This is a genomic window from Microvirgula sp. AG722 (assembly GCF_003269145.1).
In the GTDB taxonomy this organism is placed as follows: Bacteria; Pseudomonadota; Gammaproteobacteria; order Burkholderiales; family Aquaspirillaceae; genus Microvirgula; species Microvirgula aerodenitrificans.
In genome coordinates this window covers 33,740-52,770 of sequence record NZ_QLTJ01000011.1, presented here as the reverse complement: position 1 = coordinate 52,770, position 19,031 = coordinate 33,740, and the positions used below count along the sequence as shown (strand labels likewise).

The window sequence follows — 19,031 nt, the reverse complement described above, 5'->3', positions numbered from 1 at the left end:
GCAATGGTCGTTGCGACGGCCGGGCACTGCGCCCCGCCTGCGTTCACCGCGGTCTGTCCGTTGCTGTCCTTGTGCCTGGCGGCTGCCCGCTCAGGCGATACATCGCCCGGGTCGTTGACCAGAGCCCGGGCGGTTGGGGCAGGGCGGGGCGGAAAATCCGCCGCCGCACCTGCTCGATGCTGTCGATGGTCTGACGGCGGGCTAGATGCGCATCGGCATCACGATGTACTTGAAGTTCGGGTTTTCCGGGATGGTCACCAGCGTGCTGCGGTTCGCATCGCCAAAGGCCAGCTGCAGCGTGTCGACGTGCAGCGCGGCCAGCGCATCCTGCAGATAGGCGATGTTGAAGCCGATCTCCAGGCTGTCGCCGACGTAGCCGATTTCCAGTTCTTCCTCGGCTTCTTCCTGCTCGCTGTTGTTGCACTGGATCGACATCTTGCCGGTCTGCAGGGCGATGCGGACGCCACGGAACTTCTCGTTGGCCAGAATCGCCGCCCGGCCCAGCGCCTGCTGGAATGCCTGACGTTCGATCAGGAAAATCTTGTCGTTGTCGAGCGGGATCACCCGGTTGTAGTCCGGGAACTTGCCGTCGACGACCTTGCTGATGATTACCGTGCCGCCAAAGGCGAAGCGCACCTGGTTGGCCAGCAGCTCGATCTGGATTTCCTCGTCGTTGTCGGCCAGCAGCTTGGCCAGTTCGAGGATGGTCTTGCGCGGCAGGATCACTTCGGCCTTCGGCAGGTTTGCCTCGACCGTGGTCTGCGCGAACGCCAGACGGTGGCCGTCGGTGGCCACCAGCTTGACCAGATTGCCGTCGGTCACGAACAGCAGTCCGTTCAGGTAATAACGGATGTCCTGCACCGCCATCGCGTACTGGACCTGCGACAGCAGCGCCTTGAATTCCTTCTGCGCCAGCGTCAGGCTGGCCTGGGCGTCGTGCGACACCGACAGCAGCGGAAAGTCGTCGGCCGGCAGCGTCTGCAGGTTGAAGCGGCTCTTGCCGGCCTTGACCGTCAGGCGGCCGTCGTCATGATCGAGCGATACGGTCTGGTGATCCGGGATGGCGCGCAGGATGTCCGAGAATTTCTTCGCCGAGGTGGTCAGGCGGAAGTCACCACCGGCCAGTGAGTCCGGGCTGGCGTGGGTGATCTGGATTTCCAGGTCGGTCGCGAGAAAGGTCAGCGTGTCGCCTTTCTTTTCGATCAGCACGTTGGCCAGAATCGGCAAGGTATGGCGCCGCTCGACGATGCCGGTGACGGCCTGGAGCGGTTTTAGCAGGGCGTCGCGATCGGCTTGCAAAATCTGCATGTCAGTTGACTCCTCGTCTGGAGATGGAATTCAGGGGGCTCAGTTGCGCAACATCTGGAGCAGAACATTGTAATCGCGGGAGATGTCACTGTCCGACTCGCGCAAGTCGGCCACGGTGCGGCACGCATGCAGCACCGTGGTGTGATCCCGTCCGCCAAAGGCGTCACCGATATTCGGCAGGCTCAGCGGCGTCAATTCCTTGGCCAGCGCCATCGCGACCTGGCGCGGCCGGGCGATGTCACGGCTGCGCTTCTTGCTGTGCATGTCGGACAGCTTGATCTTGTAGTAGTCGGCAACCGTCTTCTGGATGTTGTCGACGGAAATCTGCCGGTTGCCGGCGGCCAGGATGTCTTTCAGCGCTTCCTTGACCAGTTCCAGCGAAATCGGCTGGTTCGAGAAGCGCGAATAGGCGACCACGCGCTTCAGCGCGCCTTCAAGCTCGCGCACGTTCGAACGCACGTTCTGGGCGATGAAGAACGCCACATCGTTGCCGAGCTTCAGGTTGTCGGCCTCGGCCTTCTTCATCAGGATGGCGACGCGCATTTCCAGCTCAGGCGGCTGGATCTCGACCGTCAGGCCCCACGAGAAGCGCGAGATCAGGCGTTCGTCCATGCCTTCTATCTGCTTCGGGTAGGTATCACAGGTCATGATCACCTGCTTGCCGCCTTCGAGCAGCGCGTTGAACGCGTAGAAGAACTCTTCCATGGTCCGGTTCTTGCCGGCGAAGAACTGGATATCGTCGATCAGCAGCAGGTCGAGCGAGTGGTAGTAGCGCTTGAACTCGTCGAAGGCCTTGTGCTGGTAGGCGCGCATGATGTCGGCGACGTAGCGCTCGGCATGGATGTAGCGGATCTTGGCCTGCGGGTTCTTCTGGAATACGTGGTTGCCGATGGCCTGGATCAAGTGAGTCTTGCCGAGGCCGACGCCGCCGTAGACGAAGAACGGGTTGTAGGTCGAATCACCGGGATTGTCGGCGATCTGCAGCGCAGCGGCGCGGGCGAGCTGGTTGCCCTTGCCGGTGACCAGGCTTTCAAAGGTGAAGGCCGGGTTCAGTCGCGTGCTTTCGTGCCCGCCGCCGATGGCCGGTTTGGGCGCGGTCATCCGTGGCTGCTGGGTGTGGGTGGACTCGGCCGGGATCTGGACGTCGCCGGTTTCCGAACTGACGGCGGCGCGGCGCGGGGCTTTTTCGCCCGGGGTCGTCGTGGCGGCGGCACCGCCGATACGCAGTTCCACCGACACGGCGTCGCCGAACAGCGCCTCCGCCAGGGTCTCGATGCGGGCCAGGAAGCGGTCCTTGACGAAGCCGAGCGAAAAGCGGTTTTGCGCGTACAGCACCACGCCCTCGTCGCTGACGACGCAGACGAGAGGCTTGATCCAGGTGTTGAACTGCTGCGGCGACAGCTCGGCCTCGAAACGGGCCAGGCACTGTGGCCAGAAGGCGGAGAGATCGGTCATTGGCAAACGTTCGGCGTTACGGGAACGCGGGGAAACAATCGGCAGGTGTTGTGGCATACCGCCGGTCAATCAAGCATTCTACCTTGTAACCGGGAAGTTATCCACAGCCATGAATCCGTTAAATGGTTGACAAGACAGCGATCTCCGGCTGTAATCTCTCGTTTATTTTCTGTTCCGAACATAGGGTATCGAGATGAAGCGCACCTTCCAACCGTCCGTCGTGAAGCGCAAACGCACCCACGGCTTCCGCGTCCGTATGAAGACCCGTGGTGGTCAGAGCGTCATTGGCGCCCGCCGTGCCAAGGGCCGCAAGCGCCTGGCCGTCTAAGCGTTCAGGCCCCGTGGCCTTTCGCTTTCGCCGCGCGCAGCGTCTGCTGAAAACGGATGAATTTTCATCCGTTTTTCGTTTGCGCCAGATGCGAACCAACGCCTGGTTTCAGGTCTACGTCAGTCCCAACACGCTCGGGCATGCCCGGCTGGGGCTGGTCGTCGGCAAGAAGACGGCCAAGCGGGCAGTACGCCGCAACTACATCAAGCGCTCAGTCCGCGAGATCTTTCGCCAGCACCCGGCCCGCCTGACGTCGTTCGACTTTGTCGTCCGCGCCAGAACGGCGTTCGGTCCCGCCGAACGTGCCGAGGTGGAGCAGGCGTTAGCGGCTTTGTTTGCCAGGTTGTCGACATGTCGCGTATCGTCCTCGCGCTGATTCGTTTCTACCAATTGGCCATCAGTCCGCTGATCCCGCCGCGCTGCCGTTTCCAGCCCACCTGTTCGCAGTACGCGATCGAGGCGGTCCGGAAATACGGCGTGCGCAAGGGTGGCTGGCTGGCGCTTAAACGGCTCGGCCGTTGTCGCCCTGGTGGCGGCTGCGGCTACGACCCGGTTCCTTGAATCCCTCACCCGGTTACGAGATGGATACCAAACGTCTTATCGTTTTCATCGCGTTGTCCTTCGGCCTCCTGTTTGTCTGGCAGGAATACTTTGCGCCGAAGCCTGCGCCGAAACCCGCCGTCGTGACGACGCATACCGCATCCGGCGTGACGACGACGTCCGGCGCACCGGCTGCGACGGCTGACGCGTCCGCGAACCTGGCCAGGGGCCAGAGCGTGGAAGTCACCACCGACATGGTGCGCGCGCGCATCGATACCGCCGGTGGCGATGTCCGCAGCCTGGACCTGCTGCAACAGGGTTCGGTCGACGACCCGTCCAAGCCGCTGACGCTGCTGACCGACCAGGGGGGACGCACCTATGTCGCCCAGAGCGGCCTGCTGTCGCCGGTGGTCGGCCTGCCGACGCACAAGACCGTGTTCAGCGTCGAAAAGACCCAGTACACGCTGGCCGATGGCCAGAACAGCGTGTCGGTCACGCTGGTTGCGCCGCCGGAAAACGGGGTGCAGGTCAGGAAGACCTTCACCTTCACCCGTGGCTCGTACCTGATCGACGTCCGTTACGACATCCATAACGAAACCGGCCGGCCGCTGCCCGCCAGCGCCTACTACCGGCTGCTGCGCGACGGCAAGGCACCGGAAGGCGAAGGCCGCTTCGCGCACACCTTCACCGGCCCGGCGGTCTATACCGACGCCGGCAAGTTCCAGAAGGTGGCCTTCGAGGACCTGGACAAGCACAAGGCCAGCTACGAGAAGAACTCGGACAACGGCTGGGTGGCCATGCTGCAGCACTACTTCGCCAGCGCGTGGATCCTCAAGACCACCGACGGCAAAAGCGTCTGCATCAACGCCCAGAGCTGCCAGTTCGAGCTGAAGCCGGTTGCGGGCGGCCTGTACTCGGCCGGCGTGGTCGTCAACCTGCCGGTCATCGCACCGGGGGCGACGCAGACCATCTCGGTGCCGCTGTATGCCGGTCCGGAAGAGACCAGGGTGCTGAAGGCTACCGCGCCGGGTCTGGAACTGACCAAGGACTATGGCTGGGTGACCATTATCGCCACGCCGCTGTTCTGGCTGCTGCAGACCCTGCATGGTCTGGTCGGCAACTGGGGCTGGGCGATCGTGCTGCTGACGGTCATCGTCAAGGCGGTGCTGTATCCGCTGTCGGCCACCAGCTACCGCTCGATGGCGAAGATGAAGGCGCTTGCGCCGCGCATGGAACGTCTGAAGGCGCAGTTCGGCGACGATCGTGCCAAGTTCCAGCAGGCGATGATGGAGATGTACAAGGCCGAGAAGGTCAACCCGCTCGGCGGCTGCCTGCCGATCGTGGTGCAGATCCCGGTGTTCATCGGCCTGTACTGGGCGCTGCTGGCGTCGGTGGAACTGCGTCAGGCGCCGTGGCTCGGCTGGGTGCATGACCTGACCCGTCCGGACCCGTTCTACATCCTGCCGGTGCTGATGGCTGCGACCACCTTCGCGCAGACCTTCCTCAACCCGCCGCCGACCGATCCGATGCAGGCGAAGATGATGAAGATCATGCCGCTGGCGTTCTCGGTGATGTTCTTCTTCTTCCCGTCGGGCCTGGTGCTCTACTGGCTGACCAACAACATCCTGTCGATCGCCCAGCAGTGGTTCGTCAACAAGAACATCGAGAAGGCCGCTGCGGTCGAGCGAAACTCCTGATGCGTGACGTCCGCGCGCCGGTCTGACCGGCGCGACCGCAAACGCCCGTTCCCTTGCCGGAACGGGCGTTTGCCATTCATTTCCTTGTGCCGTGCCGCACGGCCCATGAAACAATAAGACCATGAACACCCTCTACGCCCCCGAAACCATCGCCGCCGTCGCCACCGCCCCCGGGCGGGGCGGCGTCGGCGTCATCCGTGTGTCCGGTCCGTCGCTGCAAGCGTTCGCCCAGGTCATTTCCGGCGGCAAGTCGCCGCTGCCGCGCCGGGCGCTGTATGCCAACTTTGTCGACGCCGATGGCCGCGCCATCGACAGCGGACTGCTGCTGTACTTCCCGGGGCCGAACTCGTTTACCGGCGAGGACGTGATCGAACTGCAGGGCCACGGCGGCCCGGTGGTGCTGAAGATGCTGCTGGCGCGCTGCATGGAACTGGGCGCGCGGCTGGCGGAGCCGGGCGAGTTCACCAAGCGGGCGTTCCTGAACGAGAAGCTCGATCTGGTCGAGGCCGAAAGCGTGGCCGACCTGATCGATGCGCAGAGCGAGGCCGCCGCACGCTCGGCGCTGATGTCGCTGAAGGGGGCGTTCTCGCGTGACGTGAATGCGCTGGTCGACACGCTGATCGAGCTGCGCATGCTGACCGAGGCCACGCTCGACTTCCCTGAGGAAGACGACGTCGAGTGGCTGGAAAAGGCCAATGCGCTGGGCCGGCTGGCGGCAGTGCGCTCGCGCCTGGATGGCGTGCTGGCCACCGCCCGTCAGGGTGCGCTGCTGCGCGAGGGCATGCGGGTGGTGCTGATCGGCCAGCCGAATGTCGGCAAGTCCAGTCTGATGAACGCGCTGGCCGGCGACGAGGTCGCCATCGTCACCGAGGTGGCCGGCACCACTCGTGACACCGTGCGCGAACAGGTGGTGCTGGACGGGGTGCCGGTGCACATCATCGACACTGCCGGTCTGCGCGACACGGCCGACGTGGTGGAAAAAATCGGTATCGAACGTACCTGGGCCGCCGTGGACCAGGCCGATCTGGCGCTGCTGCTGATCGACGGTCGCGACGGCGTGACCGCCGACGATGCCGCCATCCTCGCCCGCCTGCCGGACCGCCTGCCGCGGGTGGTCGTGTTCAACAAGATCGACCTCAGCGGCGAGGCCGCCGGCCTGAGCGAAGGCGACGGCCATCAGATCGTCCACCTGTCGGCCCGCTCGGGGGCGGGGGTCGACGTGCTGCGCCATGTGCTGCTCGATGCCATCGGCTGGCAGGGCGAACGCGAGGGCCTGTACCTGGCCCGCGAGCGCCACCTCGACGCCATCCGTCGCGCCAGCGCGGAACTGGACGCCGCCCAGGACGCCTACGGGCTGGCCGCCGAGCTGTTCGCCGAGCACCTGCGCCGCGCGCAGGAGGCATTGTCGGAGATCACCGGCGAGTTCCGGGCCGACGACCTGCTCGGGGTGATTTTCAGCCGGTTCTGCATCGGAAAATAACGCGTGCCCGGCCGGAAGGGCGCTGCAGCGCCCTTGTTTTTTTGAGCATGGCACCGTTACACGAGCCGGAATGTCCCGGTGCTATTCTCGATTTTCCACTCATGCAGAATGGGCAATCGAGGCAAATCATGAAAAAGTCATTGCGAGCCAGCGTGCTTGTCATCGTGCTGGCCCTGGGCGGCCTCTCCGCCGCGAATGCCGGAGAGGGCAACCTGAGAGGGTCCGGTGACAGCTGGGGCCGTGGCTGGGAATCGAATGGCCGGGGCGGTTACCGGGGCTCTGGCGACAACTGGGGCAGCGGCTGGGAATCGGATGGCCGGGGCGGCTTCCGGGGGACCGGTGACAACTGGGGCCGTGGCTGGGAGTCTGACGGCCGGGGCGGCTACCGGGGGACTGGCGACAACTGGGGCAGCGGCTGGGAGGCGAACGGTCGCGGCGGCTTCAGGGGCACCGGCGATAACTGGGGCAAGAGCTTCGAAGGCAAGTTCACCCCGTAACCCCATACCTGCAGTCGGGCATGTGCCGTCCTCTCCTTCGTGGTCCCTGCCCCCGTTCTTCGCCTAGGCGTCCGGCAGCCTGAACGCATTCACCGCCTGGCCGAGCTCGGCCGACAAGCGGGTCATGGCGCTGGCGTTGTCCGACATCTGGCCGACGATGGTGGTGTTTTCCTCCGCCATCTGCGCGACCTGTTCCATATGGCGGGTGATGTCGCCGCTGGAATGTTGCTGCTCCTTGACCGCGCTGGCGATGGAGCCGGACCGCTGCACGGTCAATTCGACGGCCGTTTCGCTGCGACGGAATGCGCCTTCGACCACGGCGATGCAGTGTTCGCTCGACTGCAGCGAATCCTGGCTCTGGCGCACGGCAATCTGCAACTGGCCGGAGCGGCTGGTCAGCACGCTGGTCACTTCGTTGATCTGGCTGGCTGACAGCGCAGACTTTTCCGCCAGCAGTCTGACTTCGTCGGCGACCACGGCAAAGCCGCGTCCGGCCTCACCCGCCCGTGCGGCCTCGATGGTTGCGTTCAGCGCCAGCAGATTGGTCTGGTCGGCGAGATCGCGCACCTGGCTGGTCATCAGGGAAATCCGGTGCGTGTCGTCGGAAAACGCGTTGACGTGACCGGAGACTTCCTCAACGTTCTGCTGGATCTTCTTCACTTCCGCAATCAGGTTGTTCAGCTGCACGGCGCCCTCCCGGGTGGTGGCCAGGCTTTCCTGCGCATGACTCTGTTGCTGGGCGGAGGCAGCGGCGACTTCGCCGATGCTGACGGTCAACTGCTCGACCGACGAGGCAACCGAACTGGCGGCCTGGTTCTGCCGGTGTGATGCCTGCAGCACCAGTCCGGACGACGATGACAATTCATTGGCTACCTGGTCAACCTGTCCGGCGCTGCTGTTGATGGCGCGAACCGAGGTGACCAGCGCATCGCGCATGTCCGCCAGCGCACGCAGCAACTGGGCGATTTCGTCGTTGCCCCTGGGCAGGAGGGGCTGGCTCAGATCCCCTGCCGCCACGATTTTCGCCACCTGCACCGCGGCGGCCAGCGGCCGGGTGATGGAGCGGATGATCTGGACCGCAATCGCGACCGTGACCAGCGTGCAGACAGCGCTGATGATCCAGGTCAGCAGTTGCGCCTGCCGGCCTTCCCGGGTCGCGCTCCGGCTCTGCTCCATGGTGCGACCCAGCGTTTCGGTGTTCAGCTTGTCGAGCTGGTCGAACAGCTTGTCGTTCAGCGGGGCCAGTTCCTTCATCAGTGCGATGGCTTCTTCGCCCTGGTTCCGGGTAGCCAGCGCCTGGACCCTGGCCTGCAGCGGATCAACCAGCGCCTTGGTCTTCAGCACATCCTGGAACAGCGTGGTCGATGCGCTCGGCGGGTAGCGGGAATACAGTTCGGACAGCGCCTGTATGCCGTCGCCGAGTTTTTGCTGCAGCCGGTTCAATTCGTCGTTGATTCTTTTGTTATCTTCATCGCTGCTCGCGGCAATCAATTCCTGCAGGCGAAATATCTGCAAAGTCTGATTGGAAGTCGCCGCATTGATGATGGTGACTTTGGGCAAGCGGTTTTCCGAGGTATTGGATGCCGCGTCGAGCAGGACGGAATATCCGGAATTTACCGTCGCCAGCACGATGGCAAGCAGTAATAGCGTAAACCCGAAGCCGATTGCCAGTTTATGACTGATACTTAATCTGTTCATTGCGGATCCCATGCGGTTTTTGTGCTGGCCCTCCCCCGGACTCGGCATGCGGCATGCTGAACAGCGGATGGACAGGGTGCTTCGCTGTATCGGAGCCTCTGCGGAGGGGCTGAAACCCGCCGCTGCCAACAACTGATATTGGCGCCGGAAACCCGGAAATCTCCTGGCTGAGATCATGATTTTTATGCTGAGTTGGTTGTTAAAAGGCCTGTTTTTATTCTTTAAGAATTAATCGTGCCGTTGCCGGCAAACTGCCGGAATGAAAAGCGGGCCGGCACAAGCTTGCCTTTTCCGAATCCAGTGTTAGTAATGGGTGAGGGGGTGTGCCCGATAACGCCGCTGGCGGGCACCGTACTGCCTTGCTGCGGACACCCGGTTTCCAGTCGGAATCGGGTATTTCTGCCTCCTGTTTTCCTTCACAAAAGGAGTACATACGATGGATCTGAAATCCTATACCGGCCTGATGTCGGTCTGCCTGGTGCTGGGCCTGTCCGCCTGCGCGACCGACGGCGCGACCAAGGCCGAAGTCCAGCATGCGCAGGCGACGGCTGACCAGGCGCTGTCCACCGCCAATCAGGCACTGAATCAGGCGAACGATGCCAGTGCCAAGGCGGACCAGGCGATGTCGACATCGAATCAGACCCGCGAGCAACTGCAGCGCATGGGGCAGAAGGGCATGATGAAGTAGGACATGTCGAACCGTCCCGCAGGCTGCATGCGGCACGGGGGCGCACCGGCGGCCAGACTGGCGTCGGTGTGCGTCGACAACGACGAACGGCCCCTGCTCAGTCGGTGCCCGCCGCGCTGCCGGGCCGGACTGGCGGACTGGCCTGATTGGCGTCGCTGCCATACGGCGGGTGGGTGTAGGGCCGTGCCGGCGCATCGGCCAGCCGCCGGGCCGGCAGCGGGCTGCCGACAGCCAGCGGCACCGGCAGCGCACTGCCCGATCCGAGCAGTGCCTTTGCCCGTGCCCAGTCCAGTTCCTCGGGCGGGCCGGCGCGGGGAGGCAGCGCGGCAATGCGGGCACGCAGCGTGTCCAGCCCGACGGGGGCCGCCGGATATTCGCTTACGCCCGGATAGCGTGCCATCACCACGCCGCCGTGGCGGATGCCGACCACCAGCGGGCGGTTCTCGATGCGGACCGGCAGGCCGGCCGCGACCTGTCCGAACAGCTGTACCGCGTCTTCAGGATACAGATGCAGGCAGCCGTGACTCTGGCGCAGTCCCAGCCCCCATGGCTTGTTGGTGCCATGGATGAAGATGCCCCTGAAGCCGGTCTGGATCGCCAGCATGCCCATCGGATTGTCGACACCGGGCGGAAAATAGTCGGGAAACGGCTCGCCGCCCGCCTCGTGCTCGGCCTTGATGCTGCGCGGCACGATCCATGCCGGATCCTTGTACTTGCCGACGACCCGGGTGTCTCCCAGCGGCGTTGACCAGCCCTCGCGGGCGATGCTGACCGGAAAGGTGATGACTGTGGCCGGTCGCCTGGCCGTTTTGGGCGGGAAGTAGAACAGCCGGCGCTGCGGGATGTTGACCACAATGCCGCGCCACGGTTTTGGTGGCAGGATGTACTCGGTCGGAATGATCACGCGCTGGCCCGCTCCCGGCACCCAGGGGTCGAGCCGGGGGTTGGACAGCGTGATGTCCAGCGCGCCGGTATCGAAATAGCGCGCGAGGTCGAACAGCGTATTGTCCGGCGTCGGCGTGACCACGAAGGCTTCGCCGACCACGGTGTCGCCCTGTGTCGGCAAGGCGAACTCCAGCGCCGGCGCGGCGGTGGCAAACAGCCCCGCCAGCACGGGGATGCCAAGGCGGAATGGGGGGCGCACGGGACCTCCTGGTACAACGGTCTGGGTACCCTTCACGTTAGCCCTGCAGGCGGCAGCTTGCCATTCCGTTCGCCGCCGGCGCACGGTTTCAGGTCAACACCCGATACACAATGACCCTCCGCAATCCCGATCATGTCACCCGGGCCAAACAGCGAGCCAGGGTAATGCGATGCAAGCAGTGAGATTCATCGTCAGCAGGCACGGTGGCCAGTTGAGGATACAGGGCCGGCAGCATGACTACCCGCCTGACTGCCTGGTAGTGACCGGCAACGATGCCGCCGTCGGCATGGACGTCCGGGGGGGACGCATGCCGTATTTCGACGTCCAGGCTGCTGACTTCCGGGCCATCTATCCTGATGTGCTGGGCCTGCTGGACGAGGTGCCGCAGGGACGGTTCCTGCGCGAACCGGTCCGCATCGTCGGCGCGGACCGCGACGTGCTCGGCGTTGTCCTGCTGCTGGCGGAATCCATGCCGGTCACGCTGCTGCGCTTCACCTACGTCTACTGCCTCGGCGTTGACCGGCATTACTTTTCCGCCCTGCTGCGGCACAGCATCTCCGGCGACCAGGCTTTTTCCGACTTTATCCAGGCCAACTACCTGAACCAGTGGTCGGTCGTCCGCTTTGCCGAGGCGTTCGACATGCCGCTGCGCAAGTTCAACATCCTGTTCCAGGACATGTACGGCATGACCGCCAAGCGCTGGCTGCTGGAACAACGCCTGCAGCATGCGCGCGGGCTGCTGCTGTCGACGCCGATGCGGGTGCTCGATATCGCGCTCGAATGCGGTTTTTCCAATCACGCCCATTTTACCGACAGCTTCCGCCGCCGCTTTCATTGCAATCCCAGGCAGTTCCGCCTGCGGGCTGCGAACAAGCCGTGCACCGATTACCGATGACAGGAAATCAATCATGGACATCAATACCGTTACCCACCAGCTGTCCCGGCGGGTGGAACTGGCCGGGCAGGACATCCAGGCCAAAATGACCGCCAGCAATCTCGACAATCCGGCCCGCATGCTGGAAGCCCAGTTCGCGATCCAGCAGTACTCGGTGTTCGTCGCCTATGAAAGCGCATTGATCAGGGCGTTCAAGGACATGCTGTCCGGCATCATCCAGAAAATATGACCCGACCGCCGCGCGATACCTGCCGCCTGATTGCCGAAGCCGCCCTGGCTGCCGTCAACCATGGCCTGTACCGGGAAGCCGAGTCGATCCGTGCCGCCCTGCCGTGGCTGGTCGGGGACAGCGGGGTCCGGCGGATTCTCGAGGCGTCGCTGCTGGTGGGCCTCGGCCAGCCGGAGGCGGCCATGGCCCTGCTGGAAGGCGACGCTTCTGCCGAGGCCGCCGTGCTGCGCCGGCTGGTGCACGGTGAGGCCATGCCCGACATGCCCCGCGTCTGAGGACGCAATCGCCCCTTCCCGGAGAACGAAAATGGAAATCCAGACTCTCACGGCACCGCTGCCATCCCGGCCGGACGCTGTGCCCGCCTCGCCCGATCCGGCCGAGGTCGACCGCTTTGCCCGGGCCCTGTCCGGCCCGCCGGACGGGACGCTGCCGGAAGCGGCGATGACCGACCAGCTGCAGACCAGGGTGAAGGAGATTGACGGTGCCCTGGCCGCCGCCCGCGGGGAAGGCCGCCTGCCGGGCCACCCGGCCGATATGCTGATGGTGCAGGCCGCGCTGCTCAAATCGCTGATCGAGGTCGACCTGATGGCCAAGACGGCAGGGTCCCTGTCGCAGGGCATCAACCGGCTGGTGAACATGCAATGAACCCGCGCGCGCGCCGACTGGCCGGAGGACTGTGCCTGCTGCTGTGCCTGGGCGGATGCAAGGTCGACCTGTACAGCGGCCTGGTCGAGGACGAGGCAAACCAGATGCTGGCCCTGCTGATGCTGCGTGGCATCGAGGCCGACAAGGACGTGACCGGCGGGGGCGACATCACCATCCGGGTCGACAAGGCGCAATTCGTCAATGCCGTCGAAGTCCTGCGCCAGCACGGATTGCCCGGCAAGAAAACCGACAGCATGGGAGACCTGTTTCCGTCCGGGCAGCTGGTGACCTCGCCGGCGCAGGAACAGGCAAAGATCCTCTATCTGAAGGAACAGCTGCTGGAAAAGATGCTGCGTGGCATGGAGGGCGTCGTCAGTGCCCAGGTGTCGATTGCCGAAAGCGCCAGTCAGAACCGGCGCGAGCCGCCAACCCTGTCGGCATCGGTATTCATCAAGCACAGCCCGGAAGTGAACCTGGCCAACCGGGAGGCGGATATTCGCCATCTGGTGTTCAACGGCATACCGAATCTCCAGCCGGAAAAGATCAGCCTTCTCCTGCAGGCAACGGCCTATCGCTACCAGCCGCGTTCGCCTCCGCCGCCCGGGGCGGCTGGCTGGCTGGCGAGCCGGCGTCCTGTCCTGATCGCGCTGCTGGCCGGGCTCGCCGTGGCGCTGGGGGCGCTGGCCCTGTGGTTCAGGCGTCACCCGGCATGGCGCTGAGCGTCACGGGCGTGCCCCCTCCGGTCCGGCTCCTGCACCGGCTGGCCTGGCAACCGGGAGCGGACATGCATGCCGACTGGTGGCACCGGCTGGAGCTGGCGCGCTGGCGGCACGACTATCAGCGCCACCCGGCGTGCCGAGCGGCCATCGACCGGGAAATCGTCGCGCGGAGGGGCTTTCCGGGCAGGCCGTTGCCCGGGGTGCTCGACGGGCGGCAGAGCGCCCTGCTGACGCTGGTGCCGCGGCTGCCCGGTCTGATCGTCGCCCTGGGGCTGATTGCCCTCGACTGCCCGGACTATCTGCTGGTGGGGGCGTACCGGCGCGCACTGGCCGTCTGCCTCGGCAGCCGGGCCTGCGACCAGTTGCTGGCACTGCACCGGCCCTGGCGCGGCGAGCGGACCCTGCCGGCCACGGCGGCACTGGTGTCCGGCGCGGCAGCAGCCGGCGCACACTGGTGGTCTCGCGACGGGCAAGGTTGCCCGGTCTGCATGGCGCTGGCCCTGCTTCTGCCTGCCGGTGACGGCCCGGCGCCACCGATGGCGACGGCGGCTGACTGCCTGTTGAGAGTGGAGCGCTTCCTGTGATGGCCTGGACGATCCCGATCCCCCGCCTGCCCGGGCCTGCTCCGGTCGGCCCGATCGTCCGCGCCAGTGAAATGCAGTGCCTGGCCGGGGGGGCGGCGCTGCTTGCCGATGCCCGCCTGCAGGCCGGAGAGATGGTGAGGCGGGCAGAACGTGATGCGGCCAGCGTGCGCGAGGCAGCGCGCCGGGACGGGGTGGCGGCTGCGCAGCGCGATATTGCGGCATTGCGCGCCGCCGCCATCGACGAGGCCGTCGAATGGCTGGTCGAGCAGCGCGAGCTGGAAGTCGTCCTGGCCGGCCGGCTCGAGTCCCGGCTGCGGGCCCTGCTGGCCGCGGAACTGGAAGCACTGATCGACAGGCAGGATCCTGCCGGGCTGCTCGTGCAGCACCTGCGCCAGCGGCTGGCCGGACTGCCGGCCGACGAGCCGCTGACACTGCGCGTTTCGCCGGGCCAGTCGGAGGCCGTCGGCCAGGCATGCGCCGGGCTGGCGTTCGTCCGCATCGTGGCCGACCATGGACTGCAGGCAGGACAGGCGGTACTGGATACCCCGCTTTCCCGCGTGGTCATCGACCTTGAGGCCCACCTGCAGGCCGTCATCGCGCGGCTGCGGCACGGAAACCGGGCTCCGCCATGACGGACCGGATCGATGTCACACCCGTCAGGCCGGGCGGACCGCTGTCTCTGCCATCGCCGTCCGGACCGGTCGGCACGCAGGTGCAGCCGGCACAGTCGATGCTGGCGCTGGCGCAGCAGGCGCTCGGCGCGTCGCCGCTTTCCGCAGCGGCGGTAAAGGCCGATGCACTGGCGGAAACGATCGAGAACATCGGCCTGATGCTGGGGGCCCGGCTCCGCGAGTTTCGCCCCGCGGACAACGGGCAGGTGCAGCGCCGGCGGGCGGGGGCCATCCTGCAGCGGATGATTGACAAGACCTCCGCCGTCGCGCCCGTTCGCCTGGACGAACTGTTCCGGCGCGGCGCCGGTTTCGAGGCGGCGGCCGACCCCGGCGCCGCCTTGCGGGAACGGGGACTGGATGCGGGCCAGGCCGCGCTGCTGCTGGCGGCGCAGCTGGCAAGGGCCGGACCGGGGGCGCGGCGTGCGCGGCTGGAACAGGCCCAGACCGCCGCAATGGAGGAGGACGGCTGGACCCTGCAGCTGTTCAGCTACCTGGAATTCGGGGTGGCCGGAAGCAGGGATCTGGCCGAATTGCGGCAGTTGTACCAGTGTGCGACGGCGGGACGTGACAGTCTGGTCGGCTGGTTCGACGGCTTTCGCCGCCTGCGCGACCGCCAGCGCAAGCTGCGGACGCTGATCCGGGCCCTGGCGTTCGAGCTGTCCGCCGAAGAACCGGTCATGGGCGCGCACCTGGCGGCGGTCATGGCCGACCTCAAGCGCATCCTGCTGTTCTTCGGTCTGGAAGACCATTGCCGGCGCATCGCGGACGCCCTGGCCGTTCCCGGCCTGGATGGCGATTGCGTCATGCAGGGCGTGCTGGCGCTGCTCCAGTCGGCCTGGGTCGGGGCAGAGGGTGTGGCCGGCCATGTCGACAGCCTGGTCGGGGATGCCCGCCTGCGCCTGCGCTATGGCCGGCAGCTGTCCGGGCTGGTCCGCTTGCTGCCGGACGAGTGTTTCGGCGCGGACGACCAGCGGGAAACGCTGCAGACGGCATGCGCCGGCTATCTGGAGTGGCTGGCGGACCAGGGCGGCTGACCGCCGTGGTGGCGTCGCCAGAGTCGTTCGATGACCTGTGCCGCGCTCCGGCAGGCATCGAGCTGCGCCGCCATGGCCTGATGATTCTCGCGGCTGTCGGGCTGGCGCATGGACTGCCGGAGCAGTCGTTCGGCCGCGAGCAGTTTCTCCAGCGCCCGGTCGCGGGCAGTGCCGTCGCGGTCGGCATGCAGTACATGTTCGATTCGGGTCAGTCGGCACGGGGTCATGATGGATTCCTGGATCGGTTACAGCTTGAGGGGCAGCGACATCAGGCGCTGCCCCTTGAGCAGCGCCATGGCTGAAGGGGACAGGATGTAGATGGTGTAGCCGCTGGGCAGCGTGGCGCCCTGGCGCAGGCGCACGCCGTTCGCCAGTTCGACGTACAGCGACCCGGCCTTGCCGCCGAGACTGACGATCGCGGCGGGCAACATGCAGATATCCGGCCGGCCGGGCGGGATATTCTGGAACCGGGCCTGCAGCCGCGCCGGCTCGCGCCGGTTGAAGGCGGACAGTGCGGCGAGCAGCGCGACCTCGCGAGCGGGTGCCAGCTGCCCGCTGACCCATAATGTCCTGCCGGACAGGGTAATGCTGAGGCCTTCCAGCATCGACTGCTGCGCCAGCAGGTCGAGCAGCTGGTCGAAACGCGAGGCCCGGTCGTTTTCGACACGCCAGTCGCGCAGCGCCTTGATCGCTTCAAGTTGCCTGACCGTGCGGCGCCAGCCATCGTCGGCCACGATGGCACCGTGAATGACGACCGTATCGAGGCTGTCACCGTGGCTGACTTCGGCATCGAGATAACCGTTCAGCGTCAGTACGTGCCGGACACTGTCGAGCAGCCTGTCGGCGCAGGCGCTTTCGTCGCGAAGCGGCAGTCCCCGTTCGCGCAGGCGGCGACGCAGCCTCTCGACGCTGTCGGACGACGCGCATGCTCCCCTGAGGGTGGCCACGCCCTGGGCGTCGTATTCGATCTGCAGCCCGTCTGGCGCCGGGTCGGGGCTGTCGACGGCCTGCAAGGGGGCCGGACCGACTGTCGCCGGCTGCGGCCAGAAGCCCAGCAATCCGGCCAGTGTCACCATGATGCCGGCCGCCAGCCACAGCACCCGCTGGCGGGGGCCGGTACGCCTTGCCGCGCGGCGCGGCGGCACGGGCAGGGCGGGCAATGTCGCGTCGGGGGCACCCAGCACAAAGGCCAGACCCGCCAGATCGATGACGACGCCGGGAGGCAGGGGCTGCGAGCCGTCCCATGGCCGGCCGGATACCCAGACCGGCAGCGGCGGCGACAGGGTCAGCCCTGCCGCGGTAACCGTCAGTACGGTGGCCTGGCCGTGTTCGAGCGGGAGGGCCAGGTCCGGGTCGGCGCCGCCAAGGCGGGTGTCGCCGGCCGGCAGGGAGAGTTCACGGCCGGCAAGCGGGCCGTTCAGCCATTTCAGTTTCAGCAGGAAGGCCATGGGCGACGACTCATGACTGGACTGACGGCTCGGCCTTGATCAGGAACAGCCTGACGGTGCGCCGATTGTTCTTCCGGGTGGAGCTGAACAGCCTGCCGAGCAGGGGAATGTCGCCCAGCAGCGGGATCTTTTGCTCGGCCTCCGTGTGTTCGTCCTGCTGAAAACCGCCCAGCAACAGGCTCTGGCCGGCTTTCAGCAGGGCCTGGGTCGAAATTTCGGCATTCAGGGTTTGTGGCAGGGGCTCTTGCCGGCTGACGGCCGCGGCCTGCCGGCCATCCTGGATCTGCAGCGCCAGCATGACCTCCGTCTGCGCCCCGCTGCGGATCAGGCGGGGCGTCACGCGCAGCAGCGAGCCGGTCGAAATCGACTCCAGACGGGCGAACTTGTCGGCCACCAGCTTGGTGTGGAACGTGATGTTCCGGTCGAGTACGGCCGTGCTGTTGTCCAGCGTGACTACCGAGGGACGGGACAGGATCTGTGCCCTGGCATTCTGTTCCAGTGCGCTGAGCCGCACCATGAAACGCGCGGTATCGGCGATGACGGTCGAGAAATTGCCGGCGTCCGGCTGGCCGCTGTCGTTCAGATGCACCGAGGCGCCGCCGATGCCCACCGAGGCCGACCAGTCGACGCCCAGCGTCCCGAGATCTTCCGAGTTGACGTCGATCAGGGTGACCGAGATCTCGATCAGCGTCGGCCTGCGGTCGAGCTGCTCGATCAGCCGGGCATACAGCGGGAGATTGACCTTGCGATCGCGCACCACTACTGCATTCTGTGGCGGATAGGCGGAGAACACCGGTATCGGCCCCGGGTCTGCCGCCGCCTGCCCGCCGGTCGGCGCCACGGCCGGTCCGCCGGTCCGCGCCATGTCCTTCAGGACCGAGACCACGCCGGGGATGCGTATCTGCCGACCGCGGCTGCTGTAATCGGCATCGGCTGCATTCGCATATTTCAGCGGGAATAGCTGGATGATGATCTGGTGCTCCTCGTACTGGCGCTGCTGCTCGTCGATGCGCCTGGCAAAGCGGGTGATCCGCTCGATACAGGCGGGGACACCGAGAACCTCGATGGCATTGCTGGCGGCGACGGTGCGCACCCGGCAGTGCTGTGCGTCCAGCAGCCCGGTGGCGCGCAGCTGCTCGCGCAGCGTGGCGACCGGCAGGTGGACCGGCGTCACCAGCCGGGTGTCGACTTCCCGCGCCTTGTAAACATGGATGGCCTGTCCGTCGTGGTACCAGGCCAGCTGATACTGCTTCGCCAGCAGGTCGAGCGCCTGCCCGGGGGGCATTGGCCGCAGGGTGCCGACAAAGGCATCGTCGACCTGGGGGCTGACAATCACCGGGATACCGTGATTGGCGCCCAGCTCGTTCAGGACACTGGCCAGTTTGCTGCCGCGCGTCGACAGCACATAGGGCGCGCTGTCCTGCCAGGCGATGACGGCCGTGGCGGGCGACGACAGGCCGGCGATACTGGCGGCGACCCACCCGTACCCCCCGGCCTTCATACCCGCTTTCCCAGCGCATCGACGGTAATGGCGGTACCGGGCGGAGGGGCATCGCTGCGCAAGCGGCTGGCGATGGCCGACTGCTGGAGCAGCGCCGCTTCCAGCTCGGCCGGCGCAATGTCCGCCGCGTGGCAGCGCACCAGCCACAGCCTGTCTCCATCCAGCAACAATCCGTCGTCCAGCCCGCCGCGCATCGACGCCAGCCACAGGCAGGTCCGGATCAGCCAGCCGTCGTCGCGGACCGCGCCGATGACCACGGCAAAGCAGCTTCCCTGCGCATGCACCCGGCACCAGCCCGGCATGCCGGCCAGGTCCAGTGACCAGTGCCCCGCACCGGATTTCCGGGTCGAGATCCATGTCAGAGCAGCTAAAGAATCAGGCATTTTCATCGGGGGTAAAGCCGTTCTGGAGACTTTTGTATTCTGGGAAGCGATGCCGGTAAGATGAATCAGGTGATGGCCTGAATCTCC

The 19,031-nt window shown here is 65.9% G+C and carries 23 protein-coding genes; 15 read left to right on the top strand and 8 right to left on the bottom strand.

The window, feature by feature from the left end; translation table 11 throughout:
- Positions 1 to 201 precede the first annotated feature (201 nt).
- Positions 202 to 1,308 (bottom strand): DNA polymerase III subunit beta, encoded by a 1,107-nt coding sequence (gene dnaN, locus DFO50_RS13685; protein WP_028500700.1) that lies wholly within the window; start codon positions 1,306 to 1,308, stop codon positions 202 to 204.
- 39 nt (positions 1,309 to 1,347) lie between these two features.
- Positions 1,348 to 2,763: a chromosomal replication initiator protein DnaA gene (gene dnaA / locus DFO50_RS13680; protein ID WP_107888997.1), complete on the bottom strand. Its 1,416-nt coding sequence runs from the start codon at positions 2,761 to 2,763 to the stop codon at positions 1,348 to 1,350.
- Between the two features lie 193 nt (positions 2,764 to 2,956).
- On the opposite strand from dnaA, the gene rpmH reads away from it, so the two are divergent.
- From rpmH to DFO50_RS13650, 6 genes are all read left to right on the top strand, one after another.
- Positions 2,957 to 3,091, top strand: coding sequence for a 50S ribosomal protein L34 (gene rpmH, locus DFO50_RS13675; RefSeq protein ID WP_028500702.1), 135 nt, complete (start codon positions 2,957 to 2,959; stop codon positions 3,089 to 3,091).
- A gap of 13 nt (positions 3,092 to 3,104) precedes the next feature.
- Positions 3,105 to 3,467 (top strand): ribonuclease P protein component, encoded by a 363-nt coding sequence (rnpA, locus tag DFO50_RS13670; RefSeq protein WP_028500703.1) that lies wholly within the window; start codon positions 3,105 to 3,107, stop codon positions 3,465 to 3,467.
- Positions 3,443 to 3,652 (top strand): membrane protein insertion efficiency factor YidD, encoded by a 210-nt coding sequence (gene yidD / locus DFO50_RS13665; protein ID WP_028500704.1) that lies wholly within the window; start codon positions 3,443 to 3,445, stop codon positions 3,650 to 3,652. The genes rnpA and yidD overlap by 25 nt, the downstream gene beginning before the upstream one ends.
- A 20-nt stretch (positions 3,653 to 3,672) precedes the next feature.
- Complete coding sequence (yidC, locus tag DFO50_RS13660) at positions 3,673 to 5,328, top strand: membrane protein insertase YidC (RefSeq protein WP_028500705.1); 1,656 nt, start codon at positions 3,673 to 3,675, stop codon at positions 5,326 to 5,328.
- 121 nt (positions 5,329 to 5,449) lie between these two features.
- Positions 5,450 to 6,808, top strand: coding sequence for a tRNA uridine-5-carboxymethylaminomethyl(34) synthesis GTPase MnmE (gene mnmE / locus DFO50_RS13655; RefSeq protein WP_028500706.1), 1,359 nt, complete (start codon positions 5,450 to 5,452; stop codon positions 6,806 to 6,808).
- 128 nt (positions 6,809 to 6,936) lie between these two features.
- Positions 6,937 to 7,305 carry a hypothetical protein gene (locus DFO50_RS13650; protein ID WP_146745100.1) on the top strand — a complete coding sequence of 123 codons (369 nt, stop codon included), beginning with the start codon at positions 6,937 to 6,939 and terminating at the stop codon, positions 7,303 to 7,305.
- A gap of 63 nt (positions 7,306 to 7,368) precedes the next feature.
- Here DFO50_RS13650 and DFO50_RS13645 read toward each other — a convergent pair whose 3' ends face one another.
- Positions 7,369 to 9,003: a methyl-accepting chemotaxis protein gene (locus tag DFO50_RS13645; protein ID WP_158537465.1), complete on the bottom strand. Its 1,635-nt coding sequence runs from the start codon at positions 9,001 to 9,003 to the stop codon at positions 7,369 to 7,371.
- Between the two features lie 436 nt (positions 9,004 to 9,439).
- Between DFO50_RS13645 and DFO50_RS13640 the strand changes: the two genes are divergently transcribed.
- Positions 9,440 to 9,691 (top strand): alanine-zipper protein, encoded by a 252-nt coding sequence (locus DFO50_RS13640; protein WP_036386858.1) that lies wholly within the window; start codon positions 9,440 to 9,442, stop codon positions 9,689 to 9,691.
- Between the two features lie 97 nt (positions 9,692 to 9,788).
- On the opposite strand, the gene DFO50_RS13635 is transcribed toward DFO50_RS13640, so the two are convergent.
- A complete protein-coding gene (locus DFO50_RS13635) occupies positions 9,789 to 10,835 on the bottom strand; it encodes a L,D-transpeptidase family protein (protein ID WP_036386856.1) in 1,047 nt (348 codons plus the stop codon).
- 169 nt (positions 10,836 to 11,004) lie between these two features.
- Here DFO50_RS13635 and DFO50_RS13630 point away from each other — a divergent pair, with 169 nt between their 5' ends.
- The 8 genes from DFO50_RS13630 to DFO50_RS13595 are packed head-to-tail and all read left to right on the top strand — an operon-like array spanning position 11,005 to position 15,612.
- Complete coding sequence (locus DFO50_RS13630; protein WP_036386854.1) at positions 11,005 to 11,730, top strand: AraC family transcriptional regulator; 726 nt, start codon at positions 11,005 to 11,007, stop codon at positions 11,728 to 11,730.
- Positions 11,731 to 11,743: 13 nt separating this feature from the next.
- Positions 11,744 to 11,959 (top strand): type III secretion system needle filament subunit SctF, encoded by a 216-nt coding sequence (sctF, locus tag DFO50_RS13625; protein WP_028500351.1) that lies wholly within the window; start codon positions 11,744 to 11,746, stop codon positions 11,957 to 11,959.
- On the top strand, positions 11,956 to 12,234 hold the full coding sequence (locus DFO50_RS13620) for an EscG/YscG/SsaH family type III secretion system needle protein co-chaperone (RefSeq protein WP_028500350.1): 279 nt from the start codon (positions 11,956 to 11,958) through the stop codon (positions 12,232 to 12,234). Before sctF ends, DFO50_RS13620 begins: the two co-directional genes overlap by 4 nt.
- 31 nt (positions 12,235 to 12,265) lie before the next feature.
- Complete coding sequence (sctI, locus tag DFO50_RS13615) at positions 12,266 to 12,604, top strand: type III secretion system inner rod subunit SctI (protein WP_028500349.1); 339 nt, start codon at positions 12,266 to 12,268, stop codon at positions 12,602 to 12,604.
- Complete coding sequence (gene sctJ / locus DFO50_RS13610) at positions 12,601 to 13,323, top strand: type III secretion system inner membrane ring lipoprotein SctJ (RefSeq protein WP_112692724.1); 723 nt, start codon at positions 12,601 to 12,603, stop codon at positions 13,321 to 13,323. Before sctI ends, sctJ begins: the two co-directional genes overlap by 4 nt.
- Positions 13,314 to 13,907 (top strand): type III secretion system domain-containing protein, encoded by a 594-nt coding sequence (locus DFO50_RS13605; protein ID WP_107889001.1) that lies wholly within the window; start codon positions 13,314 to 13,316, stop codon positions 13,905 to 13,907. The genes sctJ and DFO50_RS13605 overlap by 10 nt, the downstream gene beginning before the upstream one ends.
- The gene (locus DFO50_RS13600; RefSeq protein WP_112692723.1) at positions 13,907 to 14,539 is read left to right on the top strand and encodes a hypothetical protein; all 633 of its coding nucleotides are present in this window, start codon (positions 13,907 to 13,909) and stop codon (positions 14,537 to 14,539) included. The genes DFO50_RS13605 and DFO50_RS13600 overlap by 1 nt, the downstream gene beginning before the upstream one ends.
- The gene (locus DFO50_RS13595; RefSeq protein WP_112692722.1) at positions 14,536 to 15,612 is read left to right on the top strand and encodes a TyeA family type III secretion system gatekeeper subunit; all 1,077 of its coding nucleotides are present in this window, start codon (positions 14,536 to 14,538) and stop codon (positions 15,610 to 15,612) included. Before DFO50_RS13600 ends, DFO50_RS13595 begins: the two co-directional genes overlap by 4 nt.
- Here DFO50_RS13595 and DFO50_RS13590 read toward each other — a convergent pair.
- The 4 genes from DFO50_RS13590 to DFO50_RS13575 are packed head-to-tail and all read right to left on the bottom strand — an operon-like array spanning position 15,579 to position 18,950.
- Positions 15,579 to 15,839 (bottom strand): EscE/YscE/SsaE family type III secretion system needle protein co-chaperone, encoded by a 261-nt coding sequence (locus DFO50_RS13590; RefSeq protein ID WP_107889004.1) that lies wholly within the window; start codon positions 15,837 to 15,839, stop codon positions 15,579 to 15,581. The genes DFO50_RS13595 and DFO50_RS13590 overlap by 34 nt on opposite strands.
- Before the next feature lie 18 nt (positions 15,840 to 15,857).
- Positions 15,858 to 17,060 carry a type III secretion system inner membrane ring subunit SctD gene (gene sctD, locus DFO50_RS13585; RefSeq protein WP_112692721.1) on the bottom strand — a complete coding sequence of 401 codons (1,203 nt, stop codon included), beginning with the start codon at positions 17,058 to 17,060 and terminating at the stop codon, positions 15,858 to 15,860.
- A gap of 10 nt (positions 17,061 to 17,070) precedes the next feature.
- Positions 17,071 to 18,561: an EscC/YscC/HrcC family type III secretion system outer membrane ring protein gene (locus DFO50_RS13580; protein ID WP_112692720.1), complete on the bottom strand. Its 1,491-nt coding sequence runs from the start codon at positions 18,559 to 18,561 to the stop codon at positions 17,071 to 17,073.
- On the bottom strand, positions 18,558 to 18,950 hold the full coding sequence (locus DFO50_RS13575; RefSeq protein WP_146745099.1) for a hypothetical protein: 393 nt from the start codon (positions 18,948 to 18,950) through the stop codon (positions 18,558 to 18,560). Before DFO50_RS13575 ends, DFO50_RS13580 begins: the two co-directional genes overlap by 4 nt.
- Positions 18,951 to 19,031: the final 81 nt, after the last annotated feature.